Origin of the sequence: Aggregatibacter kilianii (assembly GCF_003130255.1) — a bacterium.
Lineage (GTDB): Bacteria > Pseudomonadota > Gammaproteobacteria > Enterobacterales > Pasteurellaceae > Aggregatibacter > Aggregatibacter kilianii.
The window spans coordinates 1812791-1837010 of sequence record NZ_NRCN01000001.1 but is presented as its reverse complement, the minus strand read 5'-3'; the positions used below and the strand labels follow the sequence as shown (position 1 = coordinate 1837010).

Here is a 24220-nt window from a genome sequence, read left to right as displayed (position 1 = left end):
TTTATTCCTTATTTTAGTTGTTAGTGGAGTTTATTTGGTATTTTAACTGGTACTAAAAATACCTTATTATTTGTTTTATCAATTCCAGCTACAAGAGTTCTAACAGATTTATGATTTTGTTCTGCTTCTCTTAGTAGGTCTTTTACAGGATCATTTGATGATAAGCGCTCTCTTACTGCTTTAATCCAATCTTCCGATAATTGATTTGTTTTATCTACACCATTTGGACTTAGTTGGATCGAGCCATTTCTTAGTGGTTTACTATCAATAATTACTACAGTTCCATCTTTTCCTAAAAGAACATGATCAAATCCATTGTTACTTCCATATTTGCCACCTTGTAATGGAGAATAACCAGAGCGTTGAGCCAAATCATTGATCAGCTGTTCGGTTTTTTCTCCCTTTGGATCTCCGTTTTTAATAATGTCATCAAGTAATTTTTTCTCTAAAGTATTCGTCGGCTTAATTTCACAAGCTGTATTGCATACTTTAGTTGCATTTATAAAGCCGTTATTTGTTGATATGGCAATATTATCAACTTCCTTAATCACTTTGTTTAATACGGTGAAATTTGTAACTCGGTTCACTTGATGAGTTATGGTTTTACCGGCAACAGCCATTCCTTTTCCAACCATGCGGACTCCGGTAGTTGTTGCCCCTGTCACGGGAACTATCGTCAATACAATATCACCCAGTAATCTTGCAGCCTCTCTACCTGCATTATAGGCGCCTTCCGCACCTGCTTTTTCAAGATTCGCCGTTAGACTGTCAATTCTATTGATATAGCCTTGTTTTATATTTGCGGCAATCTGTTTGAGAGCATTGTCCTGTTGTAGCATAACCTTGATAGCCTTTAATGTTTCTATCGGACTGGAAGCCACTTCAATAATGTTTTTTAATTCTCCTTGCAAGAATTCAGGTGCTCCGACAACCATTCCGGCAGCAAAACTTAAGTTTTGTCCTGTGCCAATTGCAGCCCAGCGAACTTCTGTTTTGATTCGGCATAGATAATCGTTACAGTTAGCCAATTCGCGATTTTTTTGAATTTCTTGCCAGTCTGCCAGATAGTTGTTTTGAATTGTCACTGTCGCCGTATCAACCGTTTTATATACATCAGCATGGGTTAATGCCGCAATAGAACCGACAATAATTCTTGTCGTATTTAATACGATGCGCTTTTGATCCGGGTTTAGCTGTTTGGAATTATCAACACCATAAATTTGCTTGCCTAATATTTCCGCAACCACTTCCCCTAATGCAGCCCCCATAGCCCCATCTTGGCATTTTCCTTTGCTCGCACTTGCGGCGGCACAACCTACGGCGGCGTGGGCGAGTTTGTGGGCGACTTCGTGATACCAGGTGTTAGCATTGGCGCCTTCTTTTATGCCTTTGATATATTGTGCGGCTTCACCTTGTAAGGTTTCGGCAAGTGCGGCAACAATGGCGTTTTCCAGCGCTTTGTCTAATTTCCCGCCATTAATTGCAGTGTTGACGACAGCAGATGTTCCGGCGTTAATCAGACTCACTTGCAGTCTGTCGGTTAATAAACCGGATTCAGTGACATTGCTTAGTCTCATTGAAGAAATGATTTGGTTTGCAACACCGGCGGTGACGACGGAAGTCGCCAGTTGTTTTACCGTGCTGCTATGCCCTAAATCTTTTAAGGCTTCACTCATATTGCCTCGATTGTTGATAACGGCAATGGAAGCTTGACTGGCAAGGGAGCTGAATGCGGCATTCGCCATTGCGGCAGAAGCGGAACCGGCGGATAAGCTTGTTCCTGCGATAGTACCGGCGAGAGCCGAGCCTGCGCCATAAGTAGCAACCGCAACCACAATGGCAATTAACGCCGCGCCAGCACCGGTTAACCCTTGTTGTTTATAATCCCATTTGTCATACGCAAGGGCGACTTCATTCCAATTAATTTTTTCATTGGTTTGTAAGTCTTTTAAATAGGCGTATTCAGGTTTAGCAAGCAGTTTGACAATTTCAGCTTTCAGTTTACCTTTCGGAATATCAACCACAATGCCACCGGTAGCATGAAATACCGGTTGTTTGCCTTTGAATGTCGGCAGCGTTAAGTTTTCTATCACCTCGCCTTTACCCGACATACTTTGCCATACCATTGAACTGGATTTATGGTGTTCTTCCGTTTGAATCAGGGATTTCATGCCTTGCAGCAAAATTTTGGCATCTTTCCGTGCTTTTTCGCCTACGCCCGCCTGAATATGTGCGCCTGTTAACGTGTTAGCAAATTGGGTGCCTTGCAATACGGTATCCCAACCGGATTTTAAATTGGTGCTTTGTGCCACTAATCGGCTTGGCAACGCAGATTTCATCAGTGCCGTACTGGAATCATGGGAATGATGATAGGAAATACCGATAAATCTGGATTTCTTATGGCTTTCCAATTTGGAATAGCTGATTTCATCCACGGCATACAGGCGTAGGGCTTTTCCGGCAGTCAGGTTAATCGTGCCTTTTGGCGCGTCAAACACGGTAGCGTAAGCATCAATATTGCCGCCTGCGACGAGATCAATGCCTCCTTTAGCACTTAGCAACGTCGGTTCGGCTTTGGCATTACGATCTTCATGGATATCCGTATGGTACTTACGATTCAGGTGACCGCCGCTTTTATAACTGTATTTGTTATACGCGTAGAACTCGCCTTGTCCCGCCGGCATGACGATATCGTTATAAGCTTGCACATAAATCTTGCCGTTATCTGCTGATAGCAGGGAAGTCCCAATCACGACATTGCCGTTTTTGGTATCCGTAGAAACAATGTTAATGCCGTTTTTCGCGTTTATTACGGTCGGATTATTGAAAATCGCATAAGAATAATGATCGCCGCCGCCGTATTCATAGGTATCAAACAGCCCATTAATATTAATAGAAGACGGTGTTTGATCTTCTTTATTTGGCAATACGCCAGAAGCATAAATATTGACTTTCTGTTCGGCATTTAATTTAGCCCCTTCAATGTTAATACCTTGACCGGAGATTAAATTAATGTTTTTGCCTTTTAGATCGGAGAGGGTGTATTCGTGGCCTCGGGCTTTTTGTGTAAGGATTGATATTATTTTTTGTAACTTGCTTTCTTTTTCTTCTAATTCTAATAATTGAGAATCAAGCTGTTTTAAATACTTTTCTAACTCTAAAAATGAATCGTCAATTTCATCTAACATTCCATGAGAATAATAAAAATAGTATTCTCTGTTATAGTCGTTTTTTGCGTTAATATAACTTGGATTGCTTGTAAATATCTTGATTTTTTCTTTTATATAAGCGATTTCTTTTGTTGGATTTTCATTATGTTTAGTAGTAATGTAATTGTTGAAATTTTGTGCTATTCCATTAATTGATAACGTTCTATTTTTACTAACTAACGATACATCTCCTCTCTTAGCATTAAACTTCGCAGCATTAACCTCAACTTCATTACCAATGATCTTAATATCCTTTCCCGCTTCTAACTTAACCGGTTTTTCAATTAGATACTCGGTTGTAATCGGCGTTTTAATGGTTCTTCCGAGTCTTCTTTTTTCTGAATACGTCGTCTCAATCTTATTTCCCAACAACGTATCCAACTTTACCTTACCATTCTTAGAATGCAATTCAATGTCTTGTTGAGCACTAAAATCCGTATTGTTTGCTACCGTGATATTTTTATCGGCGAATACTGAAATATCGCCTTTTGCCGTATTCAGTTTGCTTTCTGAAATTTCAACATGATTTTGTGCATTTAATAAAATACCTGTTCCTGCGGATTTATCCGATTGCTTCACTTCCGTATTGGATAATTTGATGTTTCCGCTTGAGCTGAGAATGACATTATTTTTACCTTCAAGCTTGCCTTTAGTAGAGACAATATCGTTGTTTTTGTCAGAGGTTTGTACAATTAAGATCGCCGGTGATTTATCCGAATTATTGACCGCACTTATTTCCCCGCTATTTTCTAATTTGCCGGCTGCGGTTAACACCAAGCGATTATTGGCTTTTAAGGTTCCTGCATTTTTTACGCCAACACCGTTTTCATTGGCGATAAGTACAATACTGTTGGCATAAATTCCGCCTAATTGCGCCACATCAATCGCCACCGTTGGTTTGCTACCGCCGCTATTGGTGGCTTTTGCTTTATCGGAGGCATAATCAACGAGTTGTGTGCCGCTTTGTACGGATACCTGATTGGCTTGTAATTTGCCTTGAATTACCACGGCGCGACTCAAAACTTCCGTATAGTCCGTTCTGCGATTGTCTAGGCCTTTATTACCGATAGTTACCTGACCTTTCTGTACATTAATTTCTTTGACTGTGCCGTCTTTAACCGTCGGGCTGCCGGTGGTGAGGGTCACGCGTCCTGCGTTTTGAAAACTGCCGCCATTGACTTGGATACCGGAGGGATTGGCAATAATTACATCGGCCTTGGCGCCTCTTATGCCGAGTGCGCCTTCCAGTTTGCTGGGGCTATTGGAACGTACTTCATTCAGGATTAATTTCGCCGTACCTTTCGCGAGAAGCGGATTATCGCCCCGTTGGTTATTAAAGGTTGCCCCGTTTTGTGCTACATCAAACTGGCTATAACGGTTATGACTTAATCCGTTGGCATTCGGTGTTTGAATGTTAATCAACGGGTTGCCGCCACTGTCCTTTAGAATAATCGGGCGCTGATTCTGCGGTGCCGCCGAGTCGGCAATGATGTTGGCATAACAAGGATACATGGATTGGTACAGAAAACATAAAGTGATCAACGACACTTTGGTTTTTAATCCTTTATTGACAGAAAGCGCTGTACTTTTCTTTCGTTCCATCGAACCTGAGGTTAAAGTGCGGTCAGTTTTTTCCCTGTTTCATTAAATTTAATTTTTCCCATATATCCTGGGACGGCGGTAAGAAATAACATGCCGGAATTGAGATCCTGTGGTTCAATCACAATTTGTGTGGTAATTAATCCTTTATCTATTACGATGTTTTGTGCCAAGTTCTGTAAGTACTGAATGCCATTCGCCCCTAGACACATACCCGATTTAAAACCGGTTTGACGAGTTAATTCCAGAATAAGAGAAGATAACTCAGATATTGGATTTTTCAAGGATAACGCCTTGACCTGAATACAAGGTTGCTCAGGTGTAGAAAGATTAAAATGTTCGGTAGATTGTTCCGGTGTGGATAGATGAATATCGGTGCTTTACGCTAATTGTCGTTCTAATTGGTTTTGTTGTTGCTGAATGCGGATGGATTGTTGCTGAATAGTATCAGCATAAGAAAAAGAAGAAAATGTAAACCCAGTAAGTAAAGTGATTAAAGGTAAAAATGGACAAGAATAATGCAGATACAAATTCATGGCTCCTCCGAATCAGAGAATTAAAGTTATTTTTATGCTATTTATCTTTTGGCGGAGAGTTATCTCACTAATCTAGTTTTTCAATATATTTCACAAAATATAATTAAAAAATATTTCATTATTTAATGAATTAAAAAATAGAGACAGCACAATAGATGATCGTTTTCATTTTTATCCTATAAAGCGTCATCCCAAACAGATGGTACTTCTTTATACAAAGAAATTTAGTCATACCAATATACTATAGTGTTTCGAACAACCGTGGTCAGGAGACCACAGCTATTCGAAACATCATAACTACATAATAAAGGAAAACTTGGCTCCCCTCGTTTACGAGGAACTGGACGAAGCCCTGAGGGCAAAATAACTACTTTCAAGTATGGTTTAATTGAAAAAACAGTCTCTTCCACCCGTCGGGCCACTATTGGCAAGCTCGCATTGCTTACTTGCTTACCCTGAAAACGGCATACTTATCGCATGCAAACGCGTTACGATTTCGCTTAAGCGCGGATCCGCTTCCCGTTCCAAATATTCGCCTAAGCGCACACCAAACGGTACCTTGTCCTCTTCCGACATCATCGCCATAAATTGATTGGCGATGTCGCCGCCTTGGCGATAACCGGCAAGGCGACGGGCTTCGCGCTCAAGGCTAATGCGTAAATCCAGCGGAATGCTTGGAAAGCGCAACTTGGCTTCGGCGTTCGGGTCGGCTTTTTCCTGTTTGCCTTTGAGTTTTTGATCAAGCAGGCCTAACGCCATGGCGAAACCGTAAATGGTGGCGGCCGGTGTCGGCGGGCAGCCCGGGATATACACGTCCACCGGCACGATTTGATCGGAGCCGCCCCACACGCAATAAAGATCGTGGAAAATCCCGCCGCCGCAACCGCAAGCGCCGTAGGCGATACAAATTTTCGGATCAGGGGCCGCTTGGTAGGCGCGCATGGCAGGGGTTCGCATGGCGCGGGTGACGGCGCCGGTGAACAGCAAAATGTCCGCATGACGCGGCGAAGCCACCACTTTGATACCGAACCGCTCGGCGTCGAAGGTCGGGGTGATGGTGCTGAAAATCTCGATTTCACAACCGTTGCAACCGCCGCAGTCCACGCGATACACATAGGCGGAACGTTGAATGTCCTTTAACAAGGTTTTTTTCATTTGCGCAATGTTTTCATCAACGCTAAACGGCGTTGAGATACCGTTAACCGGCATTGGAATTTGTGTGTTCATCGTCTTTCGCCTCCTGCTAAAACGTTAGAAAAATCGACCGCACTTTCTTCCCGTTGTTCGATGCGTTTGGCAAAATTCAGCCGCACCGGTTCTTTAAAATCGATTAATTTCATTCGCATATTGGATTCCATGTTTGCGGTTTTTTCCAAACTATGCTGCCGTTTGCAAACCGGACAAGTATGCAGCACTTTCAATTTTTGTTTGACGACTTGTGGATCGCCCAAACTTTGGTTGAATAAATCGATGGTGTAATTCAGTTCTTTATAAGAAATAAACGGTTTACCACACTCCTGACAGCTCACTGTAGAAAAAGTGGTTTCTTGGAAAAGATCCTGTTTATTGCTCACCGATAATTCAAAGTCTTGTGTCAAGCGAATGGCCTTAGTTGGACAAACCTCTTCACAACGTCCGCAAAAAATACAACGACCAAGGAACAGCGACCATGTACGATCGCCCGTGACCGGATCGGTTCGCATGGTTAACGCATTAGCCGGACACGTCATCGTACAGGCAGCACACACAATACATTGATCGGAATTGAGTTCCGGTTTGCCTCTAAAATCATCATCGACTTCGTAAGGTTTAAACGGATATTTTGTTGTCGCATCACCGGTTTTAAAGACGGTTTTAAGTAACTTAAACATTTTCCACCTCGCTTATTTCAATGGTGAATTTTTACGTTCAATACCGTAGCGTTCAATTTCTTTGTAATCTACGGTTTGTGCCTTACGTTTTCGCACATCCACCACAGTAACGCGGTCAGTACAAGAGTAGCAAGGGTCAAGACTACCGATAATAAGTGGCGCATCTGACACCGTATTGCCACGTAACATATAACGCAAGGTTGGCCAGTTAGCATAAGTTGCTGCACGACAACGCCAACGGAAAAGTTTTTGGTTATCTCCCAGCATTGACCAGTGAATGTCTTCGCCACGCGGTGCTTCCGTAATACCAAGAGCAAAGCGTCCCGGCGTATAATTGAAGCCTTCTTTTAAGATGGCACCGCTAGGCAAATTATCCACCATATAATCAATGATATTCATGGACTCAAACACTTCGTTAATCCGCACTTTCACACGGGATAACACGTCGCCATTGGCCTCGGTAAACATATTGAAAGGAACATCACCATAACCTGAGAACGGATGCACTTTACGCACATCACGCGCAAAGCCGGAACCTCGAATCATCGGACCTACCGGGCTAAAATCGCGAGCGATATCTTTGGCTAAGATACCAACGCCAACGGTACGTTGTTCCATATTTGGCGTATTCAACAAAATATCAGACAAAGTTTTAATTTCTTCGCGCATTTCGCCAATCAGCTTGATACATTGCTCCCGTTGATGTTTCAACATATCGCGACGCACACCGCCGATAAGGTTAATACCGTAGGTTTTACGAGCACCGGTGAGTACTTCTGCCAAGGTCATGGATTTTTCACGCACACGGAAGAATTGCATAAAGCCGGTATCAAAGCCGGTAAAGTGGCTTGAAAGCCCCAAGTTCAATAAGTGACTGTGCAACCGTTCTACTTCCAACAAAATGGCACGAATCCACTGAGCACGTTGCGGAATTTGAATACCTAAGGCACTTTCTACGGAATTGGCGTAGGCCACACTGTGAGTAAAACCGCAAATCCCACACACACGGTCAGCAAGGAAGTTCACTTGGTCGTAATCCATACGGGTTTCCGCCAATTTTTCCATACCACGATGGACATAGAACAAGCGGTAGTCCGCGTCAATGATATCTTCCCCATCCACAAACAAACGGAAGTGTCCCGGTTCGTCCGAAGTGATATGCAACGGACCAATCGGCACGATACGCGCTTCGCCTTTTTCGTTAATAAATTCGTACGTTTCCGTTGCGGTTGTCGGATCGGGACGTAAGCGATAATCCATAGAGTCTTTACGCAATGGGTAAAGATCATCCGGCCAATCGTCCGGTAATACCAAACGGCGTTGATCAGGCAAGCCGACCGCTTTTAAGCCGTACATATCGAACAATTCGCGCTCACCCCAGACAGCCGCTTTGACTTTCGGTGTAACGGACGGAAACTCCAAGGTCACAGGGTCGACTAAGGCTTTAATGGTGACAAAGGTTTTCACTTCCCCTTCCATGGAAAGTACATAGTACACCGCATAATTGCCATGAATCGAACGCTCATCATTCCCAAACACCAAAGGTAACCAGCCATAATGTTGGTAATAAAGATATTCCACCACATCAGGCAACATATTAGTTTTAATGGTTAGCGTGACCTGATTCGGTGTTGACCACTCCTCGTCCAAAATGGTATTTGGAAATTTAGCATTCACTGCTTCAATATAATTTTTGCCAATCATTTTGGCTGGATCGACCGATGTATTTTTCGTTAATTCCATATATTCCCCCTCTTGTCGATCATTGCTCTAAACTTTGCCAAGGTAAAACTAACATTTCACCAAAAGACACATTAGGTTGTCCTAACACAATACCCACCGCATTTGTCAAAAGCTGTAAAATCGGTTCGGAAATATAAATCCCCATGAATAAAAGAAGTAACAAATACGTTGCCAAAATGACAATCGAGGATTTATTCAACTCACCGACTTCAATGCCTTCTTTCGGTTTGCCTAGTACCGTTTTCAATAACATGGTGGTTAACCCTGCCAACGCGATAGTTAAGAAGATTAAACACAAAACGATTAACCATGTTTTACCGGCATAAATACCGGCAACCGCAATGGCAAACTCACTGGTAAACATACCGAATGGCGGCATACCGCCCAGTGCTAACGCACCACCGGCGAATAACACGGCAGTAAACGGCATGGTGCGCCATAAACCACTGACTTCATGAATATCACGGCTGCGATATTTCAATAAAATGTTACCGGAAGCACAAAATAATAAGGCTTTTGCCAAACTATGAGTGATGGTATGCAGTAATCCTGCAAAGGCGCCAACAGGACCACCTAAGCCAAAGGCAAAGCTAATTAAGCCCATGTTTTCAATACTGTGATACGCCAGTTTACGTTTAATATCATGTTGCATGATGATAAAGAAGGACGCGACACCGGTGGAAAGCAAGCCAAACACTAACATGAGGGTTTGCGGGTAATCGCCACCCACGGCTTTAGAAACCAAAATGTAGTAACGCAATACCACCAACATGGCACAATTCAATAACACAGCGGAAAGTACCGCACTGACCGGGCTTGGCGCTTCACTGTGAGCGTCAGGCAACCAAGTATGCATCGGAAACAGACCGCACTTGGTGCCGAAACCAACCAAAATAAACGCAAAGGCAAGATACATCAAACCGTGGTGTAAGTCAGAAGCCTGTTGATTGACTGCTGTCCAGAAAATGGCTTGGCTAGGATCCGCCAAGAGGTTGGTACCGTTAGAGAAAGTTAAAATCGTGCCAAACAATCCAAAGGCCACCCCAACAGAACAAATAATAATGTACTTCCAAGCTGCCTCAAGCGAAGTCTTTTGCTTATAGGTTCCCACCAAGAAAGCGGAACTTAAGGTAGTCGCTTCAATACCTGCCCACATTAAAATTAAGTTATTGGTTGTTACGGATAAAATCATCGTAAAGAAGAAAAGATGTAGAAATCCGTAGTAATTACAATAGGTCTTAAGATCAATGTGGCCTTCGTTAAATTCACGATTGATATAAGCGATAGAATAAACACCGGCCAGACCGCCGACAACGCTGATTAAGGCTAAGAAGATAGCTGACAAACTGTCAACATGAATCCAGTTTCCCAAACTGCTGATTTCACCTTGTGTAAGCACACCGGCAATAACCTGCAATGAGAAAGCAAACATTAAGATGAGCCCTGTAACATGAAGTGCGGTACAAATTGTACGCGTTTTTGTCACACTGCAGGCGAAACTGGCAAGTGATATTGCTAAAGGTGCGATTAATAACGCGATTATCCATTGTTCATACATAGCGTTACCCCTTCAAACTCATAAGTTGTTTGGCATCTAATGAATGGAATGTACGGTAAATTTTGTTCACCAACACCACCATTATGATGACGGCAAAGATAGCATCTGTGGCAATTCCGATTTCCACTAACTCAGGTGCTTTGTTTGCCAATAAGGCTAATGTGAGATGAGAACCGTTTTCCATCAAACAATAACCGAACACTTGTTTCACGATATTGCGTTGGCTGACGATGCACACCAAACCTAACAAGAAGTGACTTAATGACACGGACAGCGCCGGTTTAAGATGTGCAACCAACGGCAAATCGATTGGGATGACTACAAAATAGCACAATGTCACTATCACTGCTGTGATCGGGATCAACCAAGCGACATTAATTCCGACAGGTGTTTGATTCTCGTCAATTTTTTTCATGGCATAGACTAAAATCATCGGTACTAAAATCACTTTGGTAATAAATGCACTGATTGACCACATATAAAGTTCATGGGCTTGCATTTCATAGGCAAGATATACAAACAGCAATACCAATACCAAAGATTGCAAGCTATAAAATAACGCAGCTTTTTTGGCGGTTCGCACCATAATTACGCAAAGAGAGGTAATAATGAGTAAACACGCAAGACCATTTATCATTAACATAGATTCCTCCTTAACCTAACCGGCCAAACCCAGCCAATATGCGGCAATAAAACTGGAGCATACGGACATCACCATAAGAACTACCAATACAACGCTCATTGAAAGTGTTATCGGTTGTGCTTTGGCAACCGCTTCTGACGGTTTACCGATCACACATTGTCCGAATTTATACAACAACCACACGAATGTCGCGGTAGATTCAATTAAGGCAAGCACCATCAACCAAGTGATCCAGCCATATTCATGACCTAATTCAAACCCGGCGGCGAATAACGGATATTTACTGAAGAATCCGTTAAACGGTGGCACACCGGCAATAGCTAAAGCCGCAACACCGAATCCTGCACCAACCATCGGCATAGTACGCATAATGCCTTGCAACAACGGCATAGAACGGGTTCCGGTGGCATAACTTAACGAACCGGCCACCAAGAAGAACAAACTCTTCGCGAAAGCATGGTTGAAGATATAGCTAATGGCGGCCACAAACGCGAGTTTAGATCCCAGTGCAGCCAGAGAAATCCCGATGAAAATATAAGAAAGTTGAGTAATGGTTGAATACGCCAATAAGCGTTTTAAGTCGGTTTGTGGCAAGTACATCAAGAAGCCGTAAATTAAGGTAATCATCGCCATGATGATGCCCACCTCGCCCACAATGTGTGGAATATCACCGGCGGATATAACAGAACGAGCGAAAATATATACCCCAACTTTCACCATTGATGCGGCGTGCAAATACGCACTCACCGGTGTCGGCGCTTCCATCGCATTCGGCAACCAAATTTGCATTGGCAATTGCGCTGATTTACCCCACGCTGCAAACATTACACCGAATAACACGATTGTTTTCGCACTCGGATCCAAATGCTCTAACGCAGTAATAGAGAAAGTACCTGATTGGCTAAATAAATAGGCTGCGGCGATATATAACCCGATTGCCCCCACATGGGTGATAATCAACGCTTTCATCGCAGCGGCTTGCGCTTTTGGTGTTTGATAATAACTGATTAATGCCCAAGAACATCCCCCAGTAATTTCGAAGAACAACAATTGTCCGGCTAAAGTTGAGGAATACACCAAGCCCGCCATGGCCCCGATAAAAATGAGCAAGAACGCGTAAAAACGTGGTAACCCATTATGTGGGTGTTCACGGTTTTTATCGGTTAAATAACCGCAAGAATATAAGCAGATTAAGAACCCCAAAGCCACGACGGCAAAGGCAATTAATGTACTTACTGCATCAAGGGTAACGCCGAAGATGGCAGTTTTCTCAAAAGCCACAATGTCGTAAGTGACGGCTTGATGGCCATCGGCAAACCACTGCCCCGCTACCAACAGGGTACCCAATGTAGCAAGGGCGGCAAATACAGTGGCAATTTGAGCAAAGTGTTTTTTGTTCAAACCGACAATAAACGCGCCGACGAAAGGTAAAATGATTGTAATCAGAGCTAAACGTTCCATATTTGTCCTCCTTACAACCCTGTGAAGTAAAACACAAACGCCAACACAGAAATGCCGAAGCCGACCACGGTTAAACGTCCTGTTAACATAAAGCGGGTACGGGAAAGCGTGTTTTCAAAGACACAAGCCAACACGAACACCACCAACAATTTTACAAAGAATAAAACGCCACCAAAAATGACCGCACTTAAGCTCATCTCGCTAGGGATACCAAACGGAAGTAACACGCTCACAAAGATAGATGCTACAACCATAGATTTTAAGCTTAAGCCGACTTTTAATAAGGCGAGCGCCGGACCGGAATATTCGGTCAATGGACCTTCTTGTAATTCTTGTTCTGCCTCTGCCAAATCAAATGGAATTTTACCCATTTCAATAAACACGGCGAAGAACGCGGCAGCGATAGCAATCACTGTAGCGACTGGATATTGCCAAGTGTTTTCAGAAAGCGCATTACCGATAACGGCTAAATTAGTTGAGCCCGCAATTAACGCAATCACAAGGAATGCCAACATTAAAATTGGCTCCACCAACACGCCCAATGTTACTTCACGGCTGGCACCTAAACTTGAGAATGTGCTGTTAGAGTCCAAACCCGCGATAGAAAAGAAGAAACGGAACAAGGCGAATAAGTAAATCACGGTGATTAAATCACTGCCTGCGCCAAACGGTGCGACACGGGTAAATAAAGGCAAGCTCATGGCAACCACCATCACGGTGCTGATTAGCACATAAGGCATCACTTTAGAAACCCAACCTGCATTGTCCGGCCAAATGTTTTGGCGTTTCATTAATTTCGCGATGTCGCGATAATCTTGTAACACGCCCGGACCTCGACGGGATTGAATACGGGCACGGATCATGCGTGAAATACCGGAAAATAACGGAGCAAGGACAAGCAAAATCAAGGCTTGCACAATGGCAAATACAAACATTCCGGCAGATGTTGCAATTTCTGAAGGTAACGTAATCATTTTCAACCTCCTACATCAACGCAATGGAAAGCAGTACTGCCACCAAAGCAATCACGAAGTACACGCAGTACACGCGGAAATCGCCTTGTTGCAGCCATTGAAGTTTTGTTCCTAACCAAGGAATAAAACGGGCGATAGGCATGGTCACCTTTTCTTCCCAGAACGGTTCGGTTTTCGTCGCACCTTTGATTACCGCTTGGATACCTTTATCACCTAAAGGCGCAGGATCCAACACTTCCCGCAAGGTATAAAGCGGTTTGAAAATCGTACGTAATGGACGAGTAAAACTACCTGCAGAAGCCGCCATATCTTGTTCATAAGCATAACCACAAGCCCATGGATTGCCTTTCGCACGATCGGATAAACGTTGATTTTTGGTGAAGGCGTAAAAACTAAATGGCAAGAAGAAGAATGCCAATAGCATGATAATCACCATCGGTGTTGAAAGTGCGGTATGCGGTTCAGCTTGCGCTACCACCACGCCGTTTTGCGCTAATGTTAACGGTTCAGTATTCGCAAGTGCGGTGGAGATTTTCGCTATAATTGGGGTTACTACAGATGCGCCCACACCTAACAACACACAACATAACGCCAACACTGCCATGGCAATCACCATTGGTTTTGGTACTTCACGTGCATTGGCTGCTTTTTCGCTACGCGGTGCACCACCGAAGCTGATACCGTACACTTTCACGAAACAAAGTGCTGCTAACGCACCCGTTAATGCCAACATAATGATGGCAATCGGGCCGGCAAGTTTTAATACGAAATCATCACTTTGGCTTAAGGTGAATAAAGATTGATAAGTAAACCATTCACTGACGAAACCATTAAACGGTGGCAATGCAGAAATCGCCATGGTACCGATTAAGAAACAGAACGCAGTGTAAGGCATAAGTTTGCCTAAGCCACCCATTAAGTCCATATCTTTAGTATGCAAGCGATACATCACGGAACCCGCACCTAAGAATAACAAACCTTTGAACACGGCATGGTTAAGTAAGTGATACAACCCACCAAGTAAGCCCACAGTTGCTAACACCGGATGATGTGTTGCAATACCAATCATACCTACGCCTACGCCCATCATAATGATGCCGATATTTTCAACGGTGTGATAAGCCAAGAGTTTTTTGATGTCATGTTCTGCCAAGGCATAAAGTACGCCAAGTACGGAAGAGACTGCACCGAAACCAAGCACGATGACGCCATACCAAACATTGGTAGAACCGAGAAGATCGACACCAACTTTAATGATTCCAAAGATACCAATTTTCACCATCACACCTGACATCATGGCAGACGCATGAGAAGGTGCAGCTGGGTGAGCTTTCGGTAACCAGCTGTGTAATGGAATCATCCCTGCTTTTGCACCAAATCCCAAGAACGCCAAAATAAAGACGGTAAAGGCAAGTGGTGCCGGCAAGGTGGTTTGACGGAATGCACTAAATTCAAAGCTACCCGCATAGCAGTAGAAAATGAAGAAGGCGATCATAATCAACACCGAACCTGCATGTGCAATAAAGAAATAAAGCAAGCCTGCATTTACGGCGTTATCATCTTGTTCGGTAAGGACTAAGAAATAGGATGCCAATGACATCATTTCAAAGAACACAAGGAAGTAGAAGGCATTATCGCTGGTGACTAAAGCAACCATTGAAGCGATAAATAAATTCATAAAGAAACCCATGGAACCTGCGCCCTTGCCTTTATATTCTTTTACATAAGAGAAAGAATAAAGTGCGGTCACAATCACTAATAAAGAAATCACGCACACCATAAACGCAGCCAATCCGTCAATACGGATGGAGAACGAAGCAAATTCAAATGGGGTTTGGAAAACATCAACGACAGTGTCGCTGCTGATAAGAACGGGGATGCAGGCAATGATGCCCAAAGCTCCACCAAGTACACCGGTCACGCCGGATATATTGATTGAAAGTTGTTCATTTCGTCTAACCGCAAGCGAAATAAATGCACCGACGACATAAATCAACAGGGTCGTGATGAGTAAATTGATTGGTAAACTCATAATTTCACTCCATTGATTAACGAGTTAAACAAACTAATTATCTTGGAATGGCCGGCGAAGAGACCATCGCCATTTCACGTTTTCTTTGGTTAGCTTGTTTGAGACTCTCATCACTGATAATAAACAACGTTTTGGTCGGACAGGTTTGCACACAAGCCGGACCATCTTCACGGAAATAGCAAAGATCACATTTCACCGCAATGGCTTTCACTCCGGGTTGCCATGCCAGCATATTGTGTAAATCCGTATTATCCGGCGCGGTACGAATATCCCGTGTTACCGCATCAGTGAAAGAGAATCCCTCATAATACGCAGGTGCGCCTATCGGTGCGGAACCATGTTGGGTAATCGCGCCGAACGGACAGGCAATACCACAAAGTTTACAACCGATACAGAGACTTTCATTAAGTTGAATGGTGTCATTAATATGCGTGATAGCATGTACCGGACACACAGTGGCACATGGCGCATCATCACAATGACGGCAAAGAATTGGCACGGTTACATCGTCATTACGCATAACTTGTAATCGTGGAAAAGACTGTAATCCGAAGGCTTTATGCACTTCGCTACAAGCGGCCATACAGGTGTTGCATCCAATGCAATCTTTCGGATCACCGATAACAAAACGATTCATATTTTCCCCCTATAAAAAGAGCCAGTAAATAACCACCCTTTTCGTAAGGATACTCTCGCTCCAAAATAATTAATACCTCAAAAGGATTATTGTTTGACGGAGATCATGATTTTTTCATTTTTTATAAAGTAGAGTAATTACAAGCAGATAAACGCAGTAAAATATCATTTGTGAAAATGAATAAGCTGTTAATAATATGACAATTTTGTAACGTTTACAGAAAATGAAAATCTACCGTTAAATCAGGCGGCTAAAAGATAATCACTCGGAAAAATTCTCGGAAAGCAACATGAAAGGGATCGAATTACGCATAAAAGGCAAGGTGCAAGGGGTCGGTTTCCGACCTTTCGTTTGGCTATTGGCAAAACAATATGCCCTTCGCGGTGATGTTAACAACGATGGACAAGGCGTATTAATTCGTCTATTAGAACCGACAGAACAACAGTTGCAACAATTTTTGCACGATCTGCAACATAAACTGCCTCCTCTTGCGCTAATCACCGATATTCAACAACACGAAAAATACTGGGAAAATCCACCGCACGTTGAAGGCTTTGAAATCCGCGAAAGCGAGAATAATGCCATGGATACCCAAATCGTGCCCGATGCGGCAACCTGTCCTGCCTGTCTGACAGATTTATTTGATCCAACTAACCGTCGCTATCACTACCCTTTCACTAACTGCACTCATTGCGGCCCGCGCTTTACCATTATTAAAGCCATTCCCTACGATCGCAAAAACACCTCTATGGCCGATTTTCCGCTATGTCCCGACTGTGCCGAGGAATACAAAAACCCAGCCGACCGGCGCTTTCACGCACAACCTAACGCCTGTGCCGTCTGTGGTCCGAAGGTTTGGTTGACTGACAAAGATGGCGCGCTTATCGATGAAAAAACACCGATAAAAACCACCGCACTTTTGCTTCGCGAAGGCTACATCGTTGCCATCAAAGGCATCGGCGGATTTCATCTGGCGTGTGACGCGGCCAATCCGGTGGCCGTACAATTATTACGCGATCGCAAACTCCGCCCAAGCAAACCCTTGGCAGTAATGGCGCCTAATTTAAATGTGCTGACAGATTTAACCGAACAGGAAATCAAACAACTCAAAAGCACCGCCGCACCAATCGTATTATTACCAAAACACAAAGCGCCGCCATTAGCTGAGCAAATTGCACCAAAACTCAACGAAATCGGCATTATGCTACCGAGCAATCCACTACAACATTTATTATTAAAAGAAACCGATCGCACCTTGGTGATGACCTCCGCCAACCCAAGTGGTCAACCGCCGGTATTGGAGAACCCAAGTGTGGTTGACAAAAAACAACGTTTTTTGAACGTTGGCGATGCCAATGGCCCCGAAGGGGTGAATAAGCGAACGAGTGCGCTTATGAATAATAATTTAAGTGATTTGGCGGATTATTTCCTCTGCCACAACCGCGATATTTTACAACGTGCCGATGATTCCCTCGTGCGACTAGCGTTCGATGGTGTAGAAACTCTACGCCGCGCCCGAGGCTATGTGCCTGACGAAACTCTGTTGGATCACCACAGCCCGCGTAATGTATTGGCGCTAGGCTCCGACTTAAAAAATACTTTCTGTTTATTACGCCAAAATAAAGCCATCGTCAGCCAACACATCGGTGACACCTCAAATGAAAAAGTGCGGTCACAATTAGAAGCGAATATCGCGCTATTTTGTCAAATTTATCAATTCAAACCGGAGCTTATCGCTATTGACGCACATGCGGGTTATTTCACCCATGAAGTGGGTAAACGACTGGCAGCACAACACCAAATCCCTTATGTGGAAGTGCTCCACCACCACGCCCATATTGTCAGTGTAATGGCTGAGCACCATTGCCATGAACAGGTTATCGGACTTGCGTTGGACGGTATCGGCATGGGTGAAAACGGGCAACTTTGGGGTGGTGAATGTTTGTTGGTCGATGAAAAACACTGTCGTTATTTAGGTGGTTTACCTGCGGTGGCATTGCCGGGTGGCGATCTCGCTGCCAAACAACCTTGGCGCAATTGGCTGGCACATTTACATCAATTCGTGCCAAATTGGCAAGAAGTCGCCGCCCAAACGTGCGCCGACTACGACTGGCAACTGCTCTCTAAAGCGATTGAACGCAACCTTAACAGCCCACGGATTTCCTCGGCCGGGCGCTTATTTGACGCCGTGGCATTCAGCTTAGGTATTACCCGACCACAACTGAGTTGGGAAGGCGAAGCCGCTTGTCAACTGGAAGTATTGGCTGCTCAATCGGGTCTCAGCAACCAACATCAACAAACCATCAAATTGCCGACACTTATGCCGATTAACGCAGACAACAAGTTGGATCTCGCCACCTTCTGGCAAGCCTGGATTGCCCTTAATGCCTCTCCGGCCGACAAAGCATTCATTTTCCACTATGCCCTCGCCCAAGGTCTATCCCGCCTCGTCCGTCAACAAGCCAATCAACATCATTGCAACACTATCGTGTTATCCGGCGGCGTTTGGCACAACCAATTACTACGGCGATTGGTTAAAGAGAATTTAGCAGAATTTAAGGTGTTGACTGCACATCAGTTCCCAATGGGAGACGGGGGGCTAAGTTTAGGGCAAGCGGTCATTGCAAGTGTCCAATTCAGTAAGACAGAACCGCATAGCTGACGCATGCCGAACTAAACCAGTAAATGGCACGCGTCAGGAGACGTGCGCCATTTATAGTGTCAGGGGACAACACCATCAATGGGAATATGATTTATGAAAGTGCGGTCGGTTTTCCAAACGTTTTACCTGCCATCTGCTATACTCATCACATCATTTCTTTATCTATAAACGGGAGGCTTCCTATGCTTAACAAAGATACCCAACTCTGTATGTCCCTCTCCGGTCGTCCCGGCAACTTCGGCACCACATTTCACAATTATCTTTATCAAAAACTCGGCTTGAATTTCATTTACAAAGCCTTCACCACTAACGATATCGAACACGCCGTAAAAGGCATTCGTGCCTTAGGCATTCGTGGAAGTGCTGTGTCTATGCCGTTCAAAGAAAGTTGCATGCCGTTTTTAGACGAGATCTCACCCTCCGCGCAAGCCATTGAATCGGTCAATACTATCGTCAATGACAACGGTGTTTTACGCGCCTACAACACCGACTACATGGCCATTGTTAAGCTTATCGAGAAATACCAATTAAATAAGAACGACCGCGTGATCGTGCACGGCAGTGGTGGCATGGCAAAAGCGGTCGTGGCGGCGTTTAAGTATTCAGGCTTTGAAAAACTCAACATCTTCGCCCGCAACGAAAAAACAGGCAAATATTTAGCCGCACTTTATGGCTACGATTACATATCTTCTCTCGACAAACAAACTGCAGACATTCTCATTAACGTTACACCAATCGGCATGAAAGGTGGCAAAGAGGCATTCGATCTCGCCTTCCCGGAAGCCATGATCCGTCAAGCCAAAACCGCATTTGATGTGGTTGCCCAACCTGCCAACACGCCATTAATCAAAACCGCCCAATCCTTAGGTAAACAAACCATCTCCGGCGCCGAAGTGATTGTGTTACAAGCTGTTGAGCAATTCGAACTCTACACCGGTAAAAGACCAAGCGAAGAACTTATTGCCGAAGCGGCAGATTATGCAAGAAAAAATGCGTAAAGTGCGGTGGGGATTGGAAGTGTTTTTTAAATATCTTGCTGGCGCACGTTTCATAACCTGTGCCTTTAATCTCAAGAAGTTACAGCACACGCTGGGAAGCGTGCGCTATCGGACTGGGAATCGTGAGCTATCAGAGGAAAAATAAGGAATAAACTATGATTATAATGAGAAGAAATGTAAAAATTCTTAACCAACATAATAACTACCAAAGCATATATAACATAGTTAATGTTATTTTGCCTATTATATCAATGGCAAGTATATTATTAGGCGGAGTCACGGCATTTATCTACTTAAAATCAATAAATCATGTAAGTTTATTATCATCTTTTACAGTAACAGATTTTGCATCAATATCATTATCTTGGTTTATATTTATTTTTTACATATGGTTCCTATCTCATTTCCTTTCATTTATGAATATTTATATTTTAAAAGAAGAAAATAATAAAAATAGAATAAACAAAAAATCCAACCCATTGATACTAAATTACATTCTAAACATTGTAACATTTTTGTTTCTACTACTGCACTACTATATATGTAAAAACAAAGAAAACAATTACTATTCTATTTGGTTCAATCCAGTTTTAATAACATTAACTTGGGGATACCTATCATATTCAATCTATAAAAAAATCAAAAAATATTATCCAGATTCATTAATATTTCGCGTCCTAACTCATATAGCAATTTTAATATATCCAATAATATTTATATTCACACCCTTTTATTTTATATACAAAGCCTCTTATAACCATACAGATAATTACATTTTATTTATAATGCTTTCAATGATATTTTCTAGTGTATTAGGAAATTTTATAACTATAGATATAAAAGATCGGAAATTTAAAGACATCTTGCCTAAAATTCTTTTCTCAATTACATTAACAATATTTTCTATAACAGCCCCATCTCAATTATTCGAGACTAATTTTAGCTATACATTACTTTCTATTTTAGGTAAGGTCGATAAAACGACCAAACCTTATATTATAGATACGGAATTTATTTCAAAACAAGGGATAAAGCTAAGCAATCCAGTTAAGGGAACTAATATTTATTGTGTGAAATTAATGTTTAATTCTGGAGAAAAATATATCTTTACTGAAGATAACAAGGCACCTCAACAGTACCTAAAGTATTATGAAATATCAAATAAAAATATTGAACTATATCAAGGTGACGTTAAATGTGAAGAAAACAGCAGCAAAGAGAAAAATGATAATTTATCCTAAATTATCTCCAATAGCGCCAGCGCACACGCCGGTGCTTCTTTGGGTACAAGCGTGGACGCTTTTGAACCATCACGGAATTTAAAGTACAAAAGTGTGGTTGAAATCCCAAACGTTTTTCACTGCAAAAAACAATCTAAAATCCCACCACACTTTTTAACTAATAACGCTCAAATAAAACGAACTTCGTATAAATTGCCCGAACGACTTGGCATTTTTAGGAAAATTTCGCTTTGTTTGAGCCACTCCGATGGCGCGCGTCTCCCGACGCGAGCCTTATCTTTTGTTTTTAGCACGCGTCGGGAGACGCGCGCTATCGATGCTCCATCGGAGGGGTTACATGAGAACTGAAACTGAAATACTTGATGTGATTTTACAAACCGCCAAGGTCTTGCAAGTTGACGCCGTCGCCTTGTCCGGTTCGCGGGCCACTCCCAAGGCATTAAAGGATGAGTTCCAAGACTATGATGTGGTCTACCTCGTAGAAAATTTGGATAGTCTCGTAGACGACCTCGCTTGGCTAGACCGGTTTGGTAAACGGATGATTGAGCAGCATATTTCCCTAGAACATCGCCGGCTCTTTCTTATGCTCTTTGAAGATGGCAATCGGATTGATCTGACTCTCTGTCCCAAGGAACATATTAAAGAGTGGCTGGATAGCGAAGCGGATTTCACAGTGCTGACCGACCCTCACGGGCTCTTTCAGGCCCATGCGCCTGCTCCCCAACGCTATTGGACGGCACCAGCGACTGCGACTGATTTTGAAAAATCCTGCAATGAATTTTGGTGGGTATCAGCCTATGTGGTCAAAGGCATTCGCCGCCATCAATTAATCTATGCCGCGGATCATCTCTATGAAATTTGTCAGAAAGAATTGCTCAAACTTTTAGCCTGGCAGGTAGCAGCAGATAAGGGATCGGTAGATGTCGGCAAAAATTACAAATACCTCTTTCAGTATTTGCCTGCTGAAAAAGAGAAGGCTCTCGTAGCGCTGTTTGACTTCTCCAACCAAGAGAATCTCACTCAATCCCTGTTGGCTACCCAAATATTCTTCCACCAAGAAGCCCAGTCCTTTTCTCACAAAACCGGCTTCTCCTATGACAAAGAAACAGCAGAAAAGATGCTGGAATATACCAAGGAAAAGTTAGAACTGATAGATTGATTTTCAGCGCTAGAGATGGCGCATATTTCCTAACGCGTTCCCTGATATCAATGTGTTACAGCACACGCTGGGAAGCGTGCGCTATCGGGGAGCGGCAGATTATGCAAGAAAAAATGCGTAAAGTGCGGTAGTTTTTTAGAGGTATTTTGATAACATTGATGATTATAAATAGCGCTTATAAACATGTACCGACAGAGGGGGAAATATAAGTTTCGGCACGAAAATTTAACGCTTGAGCAAATACAGACAATTTATCGCGATACTAGCAAACAAATGAATAACCTACCGGAGGATTACAATATGACTGATAAAGTTTATTTGGCGTTATACAAACACAAACGTTCTTTTCGAAAAGAACCGCTAAAAGCGGCGACTGACGCAATAACACGCTTTCTTACAAAGGGCAAATATTCCCATTGTGAGCTTGTTATTGAGAAAATTAAACCCACCGGTGGCGACCACCATAAACAGGAGACAATATACCAATGCTTTTCGTCGTCTGTACAAGATGGCGGTGTGCGCTGTAAAGAAATCGACATGATGAGCGGCAAGTGGGACTTAATTGAATTACGTAACGCAGATCCGAACCAAATCTTGAATTATTTCTTCCAAACGAAAGGCATGAAATACGACTGGTGGGGAGCTATCGGCATAGTGATTGGTATCAAACAAAAACGGTCAAAATATTTTTGTTCCGAATGGTGCTATAACGCATTGGCTGAAGGTGACCTAGACGGATGGCGATTTAGCCCGAATGATTTGGCCGTGATTTTTAGGCGGGGATAAATATCCAAATCGGTGATGTAGTAAAACCACCTCATAGTTCCTAATAACGCCGAGATTCATGCCATCAATAGCGCGTTTCCTAGCGTGTATCTAAAATACCATATGGTTACAGCACAGGCTGGGAAGCGTGCGCTATTGGAACCATAGGAGAAAAAAACATTTATGAAAATATTAAAAAATTTTGCCTTATTTTTTATGACTATCATCATTTCATTTGAAACGATAGGTGTTGAATTAGTCAATTCAACAAAAAAGCAAAATAAAATTAAAGAAGATAACCAAGTAACCAAAACTTATTCCCCTAGACCGGACTTAACCGGGAAACAGACAGGGAGTTTAGAGTTATCTTATCAATTTGACATTAAAGCAACGGGAGAATACGAACCCGAACTTGGGTTACCCCTATATGATATTTATAAACGTACCAATACTGCAGATGGAAAGACGCTATTTTATGAGAAAGAATACTCTGGCGACATAAAACCCAGACCGCCTAAAAACCACCACAAAAAGGAGATAATTAAATTTATAAAAAACGGAGAGGAGCGCTGGATTACAATAGATCATTACTATGAAACCACAGGTACGCCAAGTTACATTAAACAATATCGCTTATGGGATGATATAAATAATGAAATTAAGGTGGCTTTTGACAAAGGAAAAGTAGAGAGGCTTTATATAGACACCGATAAGTTTAACGAAGTATTGGGGATATTTTCGGACGTTAATTATATTTCCTACACCAACGGAAAACCAACTCAAAAACACTATATAACGGTGCAAAATGGAGTAAAGGAAGATCTTTATGAAAATTATGATGAACAAGGGACACTAGAAAGCGTAAATTATCTTAAAAACACTAATTTTATTTATACAAAATATTTTTATCCAAATGGCAAAATAAAATCATACGTAAACCATCAGAAAAATATTGAACAAGACTTTAATGAAAATGGGATATTAATCAAAAAATTGTCAAAATAAATTTCCTCTTGTCGCCTCCAACAGCCCCGGCGTGGACGCCGGGGCTTTCCCTCGATAGCGCGCGTCTCCTGACGCGTGCTGAAAACTAGAAATAAGGCACGCGTCAGTAAAAGATAATCGCATCAAA

Annotated in this window: 17 protein-coding genes; 6 read left to right on the top strand and 11 right to left on the bottom strand. The window is 42.8% G+C overall.

The genetic code is table 11. The features are described 5' to 3' along the window. Nucleotides 1–20 precede the first annotated feature (20 nt). The 11 genes from DK428_RS08565 to DK428_RS08515 form a co-directional block, all read right to left on the bottom strand. Complete coding sequence (locus tag DK428_RS08565) at nucleotides 21–4811, bottom strand: two-partner secretion domain-containing protein (protein WP_109063651.1); 4791 nt, start codon at nucleotides 4809–4811, stop codon at nucleotides 21–23. Between the two features lie 11 nt (nucleotides 4812–4822). Further along, a complete protein-coding gene (locus DK428_RS08560; protein WP_109063650.1) occupies nucleotides 4823–5092 on the bottom strand; it encodes a POTRA domain-containing protein in 270 nt (89 codons plus the stop codon). A gap of 702 nt (nucleotides 5093–5794) precedes the next feature. Continuing rightward, the gene (locus DK428_RS08555; protein WP_109063649.1) at nucleotides 5795–6571 is read right to left on the bottom strand and encodes an NADH-quinone oxidoreductase subunit B family protein; all 777 of its coding nucleotides are present in this window, start codon (nucleotides 6569–6571) and stop codon (nucleotides 5795–5797) included. Continuing rightward, entirely contained in the window at nucleotides 6568–7215 is a 648-nt protein-coding gene (locus DK428_RS08550; protein ID WP_109063648.1) for a formate hydrogenlyase complex iron-sulfur subunit, read from the bottom strand. Before DK428_RS08550 ends, DK428_RS08555 begins: the two co-directional genes overlap by 4 nt. 12 nt (nucleotides 7216–7227) lie before the next feature. After that, nucleotides 7228–8958, bottom strand: a complete 1731-nt coding sequence (locus DK428_RS08545) for a hydrogenase large subunit (RefSeq protein ID WP_109063647.1) — start codon at nucleotides 8956–8958, stop codon at nucleotides 7228–7230. A 19-nt stretch (nucleotides 8959–8977) separates the two neighbouring features. Continuing rightward, nucleotides 8978–10516 (bottom strand): hydrogenase 4 subunit F, encoded by a 1539-nt coding sequence (locus DK428_RS08540; RefSeq protein ID WP_109063646.1) that lies wholly within the window; start codon nucleotides 10514–10516, stop codon nucleotides 8978–8980. A gap of 4 nt (nucleotides 10517–10520) precedes the next feature. Then, nucleotides 10521–11159: a hydrogenase 4 membrane subunit gene (hyfE, locus tag DK428_RS08535; protein WP_005700907.1), complete on the bottom strand. Its 639-nt coding sequence runs from the start codon at nucleotides 11157–11159 to the stop codon at nucleotides 10521–10523. Nucleotides 11160–11174: 15 nt separating this feature from the next. Further along, the gene (locus tag DK428_RS08530) at nucleotides 11175–12620 is read right to left on the bottom strand and encodes a hydrogenase 4 subunit D (RefSeq protein WP_109063645.1); all 1446 of its coding nucleotides are present in this window, start codon (nucleotides 12618–12620) and stop codon (nucleotides 11175–11177) included. Between the two features lie 11 nt (nucleotides 12621–12631). Next, a complete protein-coding gene (locus tag DK428_RS08525) occupies nucleotides 12632–13594 on the bottom strand; it encodes a respiratory chain complex I subunit 1 family protein (RefSeq protein WP_109063644.1) in 963 nt (320 codons plus the stop codon). Between the two features lie 10 nt (nucleotides 13595–13604). Then, nucleotides 13605–15626, bottom strand: coding sequence for a hydrogenase 4 subunit B (hyfB, locus tag DK428_RS08520; RefSeq protein ID WP_109063643.1), 2022 nt, complete (start codon nucleotides 15624–15626; stop codon nucleotides 13605–13607). 37 nt (nucleotides 15627–15663) lie between these two features. After that, nucleotides 15664–16263, bottom strand: a complete 600-nt coding sequence (locus DK428_RS08515) for a 4Fe-4S dicluster domain-containing protein (RefSeq protein WP_109089987.1) — start codon at nucleotides 16261–16263, stop codon at nucleotides 15664–15666. A gap of 289 nt (nucleotides 16264–16552) precedes the next feature. On the opposite strand from DK428_RS08515, the gene DK428_RS08510 reads away from it, so the two are divergent. The 6 genes from DK428_RS08510 (at nucleotide 16553) to DK428_RS08485 (ending at nucleotide 24093) form a co-directional block, all read left to right on the top strand. Beyond that, complete coding sequence (locus DK428_RS08510; RefSeq protein ID WP_109063641.1) at nucleotides 16553–18925, top strand: carbamoyltransferase HypF; 2373 nt, start codon at nucleotides 16553–16555, stop codon at nucleotides 18923–18925. A gap of 182 nt (nucleotides 18926–19107) precedes the next feature. Beyond that, complete coding sequence (locus DK428_RS08505) at nucleotides 19108–19923, top strand: shikimate 5-dehydrogenase (RefSeq protein ID WP_109089986.1); 816 nt, start codon at nucleotides 19108–19110, stop codon at nucleotides 19921–19923. A gap of 155 nt (nucleotides 19924–20078) precedes the next feature. Next, nucleotides 20079–21164, top strand: coding sequence for a hypothetical protein (locus tag DK428_RS08500; protein ID WP_109063639.1), 1086 nt, complete (start codon nucleotides 20079–20081; stop codon nucleotides 21162–21164). A 337-nt stretch (nucleotides 21165–21501) separates the two neighbouring features. After that, a complete protein-coding gene (locus DK428_RS08495) occupies nucleotides 21502–22323 on the top strand; it encodes an aminoglycoside 6-adenylyltransferase (RefSeq protein ID WP_109063638.1) in 822 nt (273 codons plus the stop codon). A 300-nt stretch (nucleotides 22324–22623) separates the two neighbouring features. Beyond that, nucleotides 22624–23109 (top strand): enoyl-CoA hydratase, encoded by a 486-nt coding sequence (locus DK428_RS08490; RefSeq protein WP_109063637.1) that lies wholly within the window; start codon nucleotides 22624–22626, stop codon nucleotides 23107–23109. 162 nt (nucleotides 23110–23271) lie between these two features. Next, nucleotides 23272–24093, top strand: a complete 822-nt coding sequence (locus DK428_RS08485; protein WP_204352571.1) for a hypothetical protein — start codon at nucleotides 23272–23274, stop codon at nucleotides 24091–24093. The last annotated feature ends 127 nt before the right edge of the window (nucleotides 24094–24220 follow it).